Origin of the sequence: Microbacterium sp. B35-04, assembly GCF_010634885.1 — a bacterium.
Taxonomy (GTDB): domain Bacteria; phylum Actinomycetota; class Actinomycetes; order Actinomycetales; family Microbacteriaceae; genus Microbacterium.
On record NZ_MWLP01000003.1, the window covers coordinates 57810 to 66990 of the forward strand.

The 9181-nt window shown below is 70.1% G+C and carries 6 protein-coding genes; 2 read left to right on the plus strand and 4 right to left on the minus strand.

All coding sequences use genetic code 11. From position 1 onward, the window contains the following. Positions 1-65 precede the first annotated feature (65 nt). Entirely contained in the window at positions 66-1454 is a 1389-nt protein-coding gene (locus B1729_RS00805) for a M15 family metallopeptidase (protein WP_163630168.1), read from the minus strand. 119 nt (positions 1455-1573) lie between these two features. Between B1729_RS00805 and B1729_RS00810 the strand changes: the two genes are divergently transcribed. Next, entirely contained in the window at positions 1574-3742 is a 2169-nt protein-coding gene (locus B1729_RS00810) for an intein-containing Rv2578c family radical SAM protein (RefSeq protein ID WP_204318831.1), read from the plus strand. 69 nt (positions 3743-3811) lie between these two features. Here the strand turns inward: B1729_RS00810 and B1729_RS00815 are convergent, their stop codons facing one another. Beyond that, positions 3812-4741: an alpha/beta fold hydrolase gene (locus B1729_RS00815; RefSeq protein ID WP_163630170.1), complete on the minus strand. Its 930-nt coding sequence runs from the start codon at positions 4739-4741 to the stop codon at positions 3812-3814. A 70-nt stretch (positions 4742-4811) separates the two neighbouring features. Between B1729_RS00815 and B1729_RS00820 the strand changes: the two genes are divergently transcribed. After that, positions 4812-5474 (plus strand): TetR/AcrR family transcriptional regulator, encoded by a 663-nt coding sequence (locus B1729_RS00820; protein WP_163630172.1) that lies wholly within the window; start codon positions 4812-4814, stop codon positions 5472-5474. 128 nt (positions 5475-5602) lie between these two features. Here B1729_RS00820 and B1729_RS00825 read toward each other — a convergent pair whose 3' ends face one another. Next, positions 5603-7381 (minus strand): glycosyl hydrolase family 18 protein, encoded by a 1779-nt coding sequence (locus B1729_RS00825; protein WP_163630175.1) that lies wholly within the window; start codon positions 7379-7381, stop codon positions 5603-5605. A 265-nt stretch (positions 7382-7646) separates the two neighbouring features. Next, positions 7647-9181 (minus strand): DEAD/DEAH box helicase (locus tag B1729_RS00830; RefSeq protein ID WP_163630177.1); only part of this gene is annotated, 1535 nt, incomplete at its 5' end.

A 9181-nucleotide genomic window follows, 5' to 3' on the forward strand; every position in this document is an offset into this window, starting at 1 on the left:
CCGGGCAGACGACGCGGAGACGCAACCGGGCAGCGGGCGCGCCGACCGTCAGAGAGAGCCGGCGGTCAGCCGAGGTAGGCGGGAGCGGGGTCGAGCGCGAAGAACTCCTCGAGCGAGGTCCAGCCGCCGTCGTGATAGGCCTTGGCGAGCTCCGGGCCGATGTAGCGCAGATGCCAGGGCTCGGGGTTGTATCCGGTCACCGGGGTCGCGCCGTCGACGTAGCGGACGATCCAGCCGTGCTCCCAGGCGTGCTCGGCGACCCACTGGCCCTGCGTTGTCCGCGCGAGATCGTCGAGGGAGCCGCATGCGCCCGCGCAGGCGACGACATCGGCGCCCAGCCCGAGCTGGTGCTCACTGTAGCCGGGGCGGGCGCTCACCAGGTCGGCGCGATCCCCGCGCTCGGCGAAATGCCGCCCGTAGGTCTGCTGCTGCGTCTGGTACGACCGGAACCCGCTCTCGAGCGCGATCTCGCCGACACCCGCCGCGCGGGCACCGTTGACGAGCGACGCGAGAGCGGATGCCGCGTCCGAACGCAGCGCGCCGCCCTCGATGTTGCGCACCCCGTCGGGGAGCACGAGCCCGCTCGGGCGGTAGTCGATGGGGTTCAGGGGGCGGATCTTGTCGACGACGGTCCAGACGCGGGCGGCGTCGCCCAGGTCCACGCAGGGCGCCCGGCCTTCCACGACGGCCGCACGGAACGCCTCGCCGCCGCCGGCCGCCACGATCGCGGCTTCGTCATCGCCGCCCTGCAGCGCCGACGTGACGTCGGGCAGTGCGCAGATGTCGGCGGCGGGAGGCGATTGCTCGACCAGGGGAACGGGGAGCTGATCGACGTGGCGCGGCTCGACCGCGACCGAGAGGGACGTCTCGGCGCCCTCCGGCGGCAGGGAAGGCAGCATCATCGCGGTCATCGCCGCCGACCCGAGCAGCAGCGCCGCGCCGGTGGCGAGCCCCGCCACGACGGCGAGGCGCCGCGTGAGTCGCCGAGGCCGTGCGTGCTGCACCGGCAGCGCGGTCTCGTCGACCGCCAGCAGCTCGGCGGCACGGGCGGCCCGGCGCTCGCTCATCGCCGGGCGGCGCTGACGCGCAGGCCGGGAACGCGGCCGCACGTTCGCAGCAGGCGTCCCGTGGTGGGCCGATGCTCCCGGCAGCGGGTCGCCGGCGAACACCGATGTCGGCGCGGGCGGGCGGAGTTCGGGGGGCAGCGTCGATGGAGCCGCGTCCGACAGCGAGCTCGGCGCGAAGTCCTCGCTCGGCAGCTCGAACGCCACCACGGCCTCGGGGGCGGGGTCTGCCTCCGTCGCACGGGCCGCCTCGTTCGCGCGGGCCGCCTCGCTCGCGCGGGCGGCCTGGCTGGCGCGGGCGCGACGATCCGCCTCCTCGCGCATCGCCCGGGCGGCACGACGAGTCTCGGGGGCGGCTCGGGGGGTAACGAGCCCGCCTGGCTCCGTCACGCCTGCCATTCTGGTCGTGACGGCGCCTTTTGGCCAGCGAGGCGGCATCCACTCCGCCGATGTTCTATTCAGGCGAGTTGCGCCTTGACTTAAGTTCGAAGCTTTGTTCTCATGGATGCATGCGTTGGCAGGGTCAGGAACTGGGTGTGCCGGATGCCGCGGCTCTCCCCGGCCTCGAGCAGCTGAACGGTCTGGTGCGCTCGGTGACGACCCCCGAGTTCGCCGGCGTGACGTTCCACGAGGTGCTCTGCAAGTCCGCGCTCAACCACGTGCCGAGCGCTTCCGCCATGCCCTTCGACTGGACGGTGAACCCGTATCGCGGATGCAGTCATGCCTGTGTTTACTGCCTGCATCCCGACACGGTCGTGCTCATGGCGGACGGACGAAGCAAGCGGATAGGCGACATCCGTGCCGGTGATGAAGTGATCGGCACCCGTCGCGAGGGAGCGTACCGCCGCTACGTGCGGGCCACCGTGTCGGCACAGTGGGGCACGCGCAAGCGCGCTTACCGTGTGAGTCTCGCCGATGGCACCGAGCTGATCGCGAGCGGCGACCACCGCTTCTTGACCGAACGGGGGTGGAAGTACGTCCGCCCGGCGCCGTCCGGAGCGCCGCAGCGCCCTTACCTGACACCCAACAACAAGCTCATGGGTTTCGGCATGGGGGGCGTCGTTGAGACTCCCCCTGAGACGAGCGCCTATCGCCAGGGGTATCTCAGCGGGATGATTCGCGGCGACGCGATGATGCTGAGAAAGTCGTACCCTCGGTCGACCGGCAGGGGCACCTTTGTGGCGAGCCGGTTCCGGCTGGCGCTCGCCGATGAAGAGGCACTTGATCGGTCGCGCGATTTCCTGGAAGCCGCAGGCGTGAAGACCACCCAGCGGATGTTCACCACAGCGACTGTTCGCCGGCGGGAGATGAACGCGATCTTCACCTCTCGGGCAGCGGACTTCGACGCCATCACCGAGTTGATCGGCTGGCCGGAGTCGGCCTCCGCTGAATGGTCGCGTGGCTTCCTCGCCGGGATCTTCGATGCGGAAGGAAGCTGCAGTCAAGGCGTGCTGCGAATCTCCAACTCCGATGCGCGGATCCTCTCTGAGATCGGCGCCGCATTGCGCCGGCATCAGTTCGCCTTCGTAGAGGAACCGCCGCGGCCGAACGGCGTGCGGGATATCCGGCTCCTCGGGGGTCTTCCCGCTCGTCGACGATTCTTCGAGCTCACCCGACCCGCGATTACGCGCAAGCTGGATCTCGTCGGAGCCGCCGTCAAGTCCGACGCCCCGCTTCGCGTCGTCTCGATCGAAGATCTCGGCGAGACCATCGACATGGTCGACATCACGACGTCGACCGGCGATTTCATCGCGAACGGTGTGATCAGCCACAACTGCTTCGCCCGGGGGACGCACGAGTACCTCGAACTCGACGCGGGGCGCGACTTCGACACTCAGGTCGTCGTCAAGGTCAACGTCGCCGAGGTGCTGCAGAAGGAACTGCGGCGCGGCAGCTGGCAGCGCGATCCGGTGATGCTGGGCACGAACACGGACCCGTATCAGCGCGCCGAGGGGCGCTACAAGCTGATGCCCGGCATCGTCTCGGCGCTCACCGAGTCGGGGACGCCCTTCTCGATCCTCACGAAGGGCACATTGCTGCGGCGAGACCTGCCGATGCTCAAGGATGCCGCCGCCGACGTGCACGTCACCCTGGCGATGTCGATCGCCGTCTTCGACGACGAGCTGCAGCACCTCATCGAGCCCGGCACCCCCAACGCCACCGCGCGCTTGGAGACGGTGCGGGCGGCGACCGAGGCGGGCTTCCGCGTCACCGTGTTCCTGATGCCGATCATCCCGCACCTCACCGATTCGATCACCGCGATCGACCACGCACTCACGCGGATCAAGGAAGCAGGTGCGGTGCGGGTCGTGTACGGCGCGCTCCATCTGCGGCCGGGCGCGAAGCAGTGGTTCCTGCAGTGGCTCGCCGAGCGGCATCCCGAACTCGTGTCGTCGTACCGAGGGCTCTACCCCGGTGCGACCACGACGGCCCCGAAGGCCTACCGCGCGTGGCTCGCCAGGCGCGTGCGCCCGCTGCTGCGCGTGCACGGCCTCGACGGCAGCGCCGAAGATGAGAGTCCGCGCGGTGCTCCGGTCTCGGGCCTCGCCGATCGCGCCGACGCCCGCAGCACGCCACCGATCGTCACGACCTCGCGCGGACGCGCGGCCGCCACCTCACTGCGAGCGGCAGCGGCACGTCTCACACCCGGCGAGGAGGCATCCGCTCGCCTGTTCTGACCGGCTGCGCACACGCCGACCCGCACGGACGGTGGGACTACGTTCACGCGCGGACAGAGACCTACGGCGTTACGCCGCGACAGGCACGCGGGTCAGCCCCTCGACCTCAGCCTGCGGGGCCGGAACCTTCCTCTCGCTGGACGACGTCTCGAGATGCTCGAGCACCGCGTCGAGAACGGCGTCCGCCGCGAGGAGGCGACTGTGCCCGAGCCCGGTCGTGGTGAGCAGACGGGCGTGCGGATTCGCGGACATGATGCGGCCGGCCTCGGCGTACGGCACCATCCGATCGCCGTCGTCGTGGACGACGAGCAGCGGCACGCCGCCGGGGAGCGGCCGCCGAACACTCGACAACCACGCGAACGGATCAGCCTGTCCGGGGAAGTACCGGCTGGCGAAGCGCTCGCGCATGCGGGCGGACACCGCGTCGGAGTATCCGAGCAGGCCCTGGAACTGGGTGAGCAGCAGGTCGGCGTCAGCAGGAGCTGCGATCGTGACGACGCGTGCGGCATCCGTTCCACCGGCCACGCCCACGAGCGTCGCCAGACCGCCGAACGAATGCCCGATCATCGCATCGAAGGCCCCGTGGCGCTCCTGCAGAGCGGAGAACGTGTCGAGCCAGTCGACCAGGTAGGTGCGTCGACCTGCCGACGAACCGTGCGCCGGCGCATCGAACGCGACGACGCGATAGCCCGCCGCGACCAGCTCGCGCACGAGCGGAGCGAACTGGCTCGCGCGGCCGTTCCAGCCGTGCGAGAGCACCACGGTGCGCGCGCCGCTGCCCCACTCGTAGGTGTCGACCTCGACACCCCGGCCTTGGACGCCGTCGATCCGCACGGTGCGGCGACGCGCGCGCCACATCGTCGGCTCCTCGTCCGCCTGGACCGGCCGCGGCGCCGCGACCGACCCGAACAGGGGCATCGCGACGGTGGCGCCCCACCCTGGAGACACGGCGGCCAGGCCGCGAATTGTCGCGCCTGCGGCGGTCAATGCGAGATTCATGGTGCTCCGATCCGATGAATACGAACGATCGTACTTATGAATACGAACGATCGTACGGTAACCTGAGCGCGTGACACAAGCCCCAGTTGATCGTCGCCGCCTGCGCGGCGACGAGTCGCGGCGAGCGGTGCTCGCCCACGCCGTCGACACCGCGACGGTCGATGGTCTGGACGGGCTCACGATCGGACGACTGGCGGATGCCTCGGGGCACAGCAAGAGCGGCATCGCGACGCTGTTCGGCTCCAAGGAGCAGCTGCAGCTCGCCGTCGTCGCCGCCGCGCGAGAGGTGTTCATCGATCGGGTGGTCGCGCCGGCGCGGGCACGCACCCCCCGCGGGCTCGTGCGTGTGTGCGCACTGCTGGCGGACTGGCTGGCGTACTCGCGCGACAGGGTCTTCAGCGGCGGATGCTTCTTCGCCGCGACCTCGGTCGAGTTCGACGCGCGACCCGGCATCGTCCGAGACGCGATCGTCACCGCATCGGGCGAATGGGAGGACTACCTCACCCTGAGCATCGAGCACGCGATGGCAGCCGGCGAGCTGCCCCTGCTCGAGGACGCGCGCCAGCTGACATTCGAGATGGTGTCGTTCCTCGAGGCCGCCAACACGCGCTCGCTCCTCTACGTGAGCGACGAGCCGTACCGTCGCGCCGAGGTCGCGCTGCGCGCGCGCCTCTCCTCACTGGGCGCCGATCCCGCGCTCGTCGCGTTGATCGGCGCCACCACAGCCGCCTGATCGCCACGGCTTCAGGGGTCACGACGCGCGGCAACGACCGCGGCGAAGCCACACGACGCCCCACCCGAACGCCCACCCGGGCATGCGAAGCGGGCGCCCCGAGCGACGCCCGCCTTGGACTCCGCTGGTCAGCTCCTCCAGGGTCCGTGCTTGGCACCCGGCACATCGTTGCGGCTCCACCACTGCGCCGTATAGGTCACCCCGTCGTAGACGACCTGATCGCCCTGGGTGTAGATGCGGTCGGCGTACCAGCCCTGCACCGTCGCCGGATCGGTTCCGCAGGCGGTGAGGGTGCTCCACGGTCCACGGACCGAAGCTCCTGGCTCGTCGCCCTTCGCATACCACTGCGCCTCGAACACGCGGCCGTCGAGGTGCACGAGCTCTCCCCCGCGGTACGTGGTCTGCGCGTTCCACGGCGCGGCTGCGGCATCCGGAGTCTCCGCGCACACGACCAGCTCCGCGCCCGCGACCGGACCGGGCGCCGCCGCACGCAGCACGCCGGCCGATGCGGTCGACAGGTCGCCGGCCACGTCGTTGCCGATCTCCCAGAAGTCGACGCCGCCCAGGCCCTTCGAGAGAGCCCACGCGGCCTTCTCGGCCACCGCCACCTCGTCGTCGAACGACCAGAACTCGCGCGCCGCGGCGTCGTACCCCCACGTTGCGTTGAAGCGGCCGTCGGCGGTCTGCTCATGGTGGACCTCGAGATCGCGCAGCTTCAGCTGGTCCCACGTGATCTGGCCGAGGCCCCCACCGGACGCGGTCCACGGCTGGGGTTCGGCATCCTTCCACCCCTGGCCGTAGGCGGCGAGGCCGAGGTTCAGCTGCGACGCGTCGACGCCCGCGTTGACGTACGACGCGACGACCGTGTCCAGTCCGAGGCCCCAGTTGTGGGCCGGGTCGCCGTACACGTTGCCCTGATGGCCCGTCTCGGGCGTCCACGAGCCCCAGAGGTCGTACCCCTGCAGGTTCGCGTAGTCGAGGTACTCGAACAGTTCGGGGTCGTTCCAGCCGCCGGCCGCGATCTGCGTCGGCCCGGCCGGAAGGAACGCCGAGAGCTCGTAGTCCCGCCCGGTCTCAGCCTCGACGGCGTCGAGCTGCGCGCGCAGCTCCTGGACGAACGCGAGGAAGTTCGCCTTGTCGTTCACGGGGTCGACGGTGTTGCCGACCTCCTGCGCCCAGTCCGGCGCGCCCGGCCATTCCCAGTCGAGATCGAAGCCGTCGAAGATCCCCGCTGCCGCTCCCGGGCCTCCGCGACCGTCGATCACCGGAAGATCGCCCCGGATGTACAGGTCGATGCACGAGGCGGCGAGGCCGGCGCGCAGCTCGGGCGTCGCGACGGCCTTCGAGAACGACTTCGACCATGACCAGCCGCCGAGTGACACGTTGACCTTCAGGTCGGGGTGCAAGCGCTTCAGCTGCGCGAGCTGGTTGAAGTTGCCGGCAAGCTTCTGCTTCTTCGTGTCGGCGATGCCGAGCACGGACTGGTCGGCAGTGAAGGCGTGCACGAAGTCGCTGTCGGCGTCGCCTGCGGTGTCGGTCTGGCCGGGACCGGGCGCGGCCGTGTCGGAGATGAAGCACGTATACGGCTCGACGTCGTCGAGGCCATGCACCCCCGCCGCTCGCGCGGCGTCGAGCGCCTCCTCGTCACCGGCGATGTTGCCGAACGAGTAGTTGAGGTGGGTGAGGTTCTCGCCGGCGGGGCCGTCGACGAACAGGCGCTTGATCGTGGCCTGGGCTTCTCCGGTCGCACGCCATTGGCCGTAGTACCCGACGTTGCGGTAGCCGTTGACCGTCGTGGTGGGGGTCGGCTCGTCCGCGGCGGCGACGGCGGGGGATGCCGCGAACAGGCCCGCGACGAGCGCGCCGATGACGGCAGCCGAGAGCGCCGGGGTTCTGGGGATCGACACACAAGCTCCTTCGATTGCGGGGATGAGGACGTCGAGACGATTTAGGTAACCGTCCTAACAAATTACCTGATGCCTATTCTGGCACGCGGCCACGCTTCGCCGGAAGAGCCGAATACGCTGCGCTTCGCCGGTGCTGCTGATCGACGCCGGTCAGCGGGGCTCCCAGCCGCCGGATCGCCGTTCGTCGCGCAGGCTGATCAGCGGTCGAGGTCGCGACCGGACGACGAAGCGGCCCCACCATCAGGTGGAGCCGCTTCGACCGGCGTCAGCGGTCGACGTGCGAAAGCTGACGGCCCGAGAGCTCCTCAAGCAGGTCGTCGCCGAGGGCGACCTCTTCGAACGGGGCGTCGATCTCGGCGCGGTCCAGCAGCTCGCCCATGCGGCGGCGGCGCTGACGCGTGATGAGCGTCACCACGGTGCCCGAGCGTCCGGCGCGGCCGGTGCGCCCAGAGCGGTGCAGATAGGTCTTGTACTCGTCGGGTGCGTCGGCCTGGACGACCAGATCGATGTCGTCGACGTGGATGCCTCGAGCCGCGACATCCGTCGCCACCAGCACGTTGACCCGGCCAGAGGTGAGCTTCTCGAGGTTGCGGGTGCGCTTGGCCTGGTTGAGGTCCCCGTGAAGCGCGACCGCACGGATGCCGGCGTCGTCGAACTGGTCGGCGAGCATCTCGGCGTAGGCGCGGGTGCGGGCGAAGACGAGAGTCTTGCCCTCGCGCGCGACGAGCGAGTCGAGGATCTCGGCCTTCTCCCGGTGCTCGATCACGAGCACGCGGTGCTCGATCGTGCCCGAATCCTGGTCTTCGCCGGCCACCTCGTAGACGGCGGGCTTGACAAGGAACTCGTCGACGAGCGCCGCCACCTCACGGTCGAGCGTGGCCGAGAACAGCAGCTTCTGGCTGCCCTTGGCGGTGTGACGGAGGATGCGCTGTACCGGCTCGAGGAAGCCCAGCTCGCACATGTGGTCGGCTTCGTCGAGCACGACGATGCGGATCTCGGAGAGATCGAGCTTGCCCTGGTTGACGAGATCCTCGATGCGGCCAGGGGTGCCGATGACGATGTCGACGCCCCTCTTCAGCGCGCCTGCCTGACGACCCTGCGGCACGCCGCCGTAGATCTGGGTGGTGAACAGGCCGACGCTGCGCGCGATCGGCTGGATCGTGCCGTCGATCTGCAGCGCGAGTTCGCGCGTCGGTGCCAGGATGAGCGCCTTCGGCGCGCGGGCGAACTCGCGGCGCTGGCCGGCCTGCGAGCGCAGCACGCTCTCGACCAGGGGCGCACCGAAGGCGATGGTCTTGCCGGACCCGGTGCGGCCGCGCGCGAGCACGTCCTTGCCGTGGAGGATCGGCGGAATGGTCGCTGCCTGGATCGGGAACGGCGACGCCGCGCCGAGATCGGCAAGCGCACGCACGATGTTGTCGCCGAGCCCCAGGTCCCCGAAGGTCGCCTCGGCGACGTTGTCGGCCTGGATCGCCTCGGCCTGGAGGCGCTCGTGCACGACGTCCACGTGGGCCTCGTACGCCGCCGTGCGCGCGGGGGCATTCCAATCCGAGCGGTTCGCTGCGCCGTCCCGGCGAGGACGGTCGCCCTGCGGACGGGCGGGACGGTCATCCCTACGCGGGCGATCGTCGTAGGAACGCGCCGGACGGTCACCCTGCGAACGCGCGGGACGATCGTCGTAGGAACGCGCCGGACGGTCACCCTGCGAACGGACCGGACGGTCATCGCGACGAGGACGATCGTCGTACGAACGCGCCGGACGGTCACCCTGCGAACGCGCGGGACGATCGTCGTACGAAC

Coding starts and splice junctions, on each gene's coding strand:
- B1729_RS00815 (WP_163630170.1), bottom strand. CDS start 4,741: ATGAATCTCGCATTGACCGCCGCAGGCGCGACAATTCGCGGCCTGGCC.
- B1729_RS00810 (WP_204318831.1), top strand. CDS start 1,574: ATGCGTTGGCAGGGTCAGGAACTGGGTGTGCCGGATGCCGCGGCTCTC.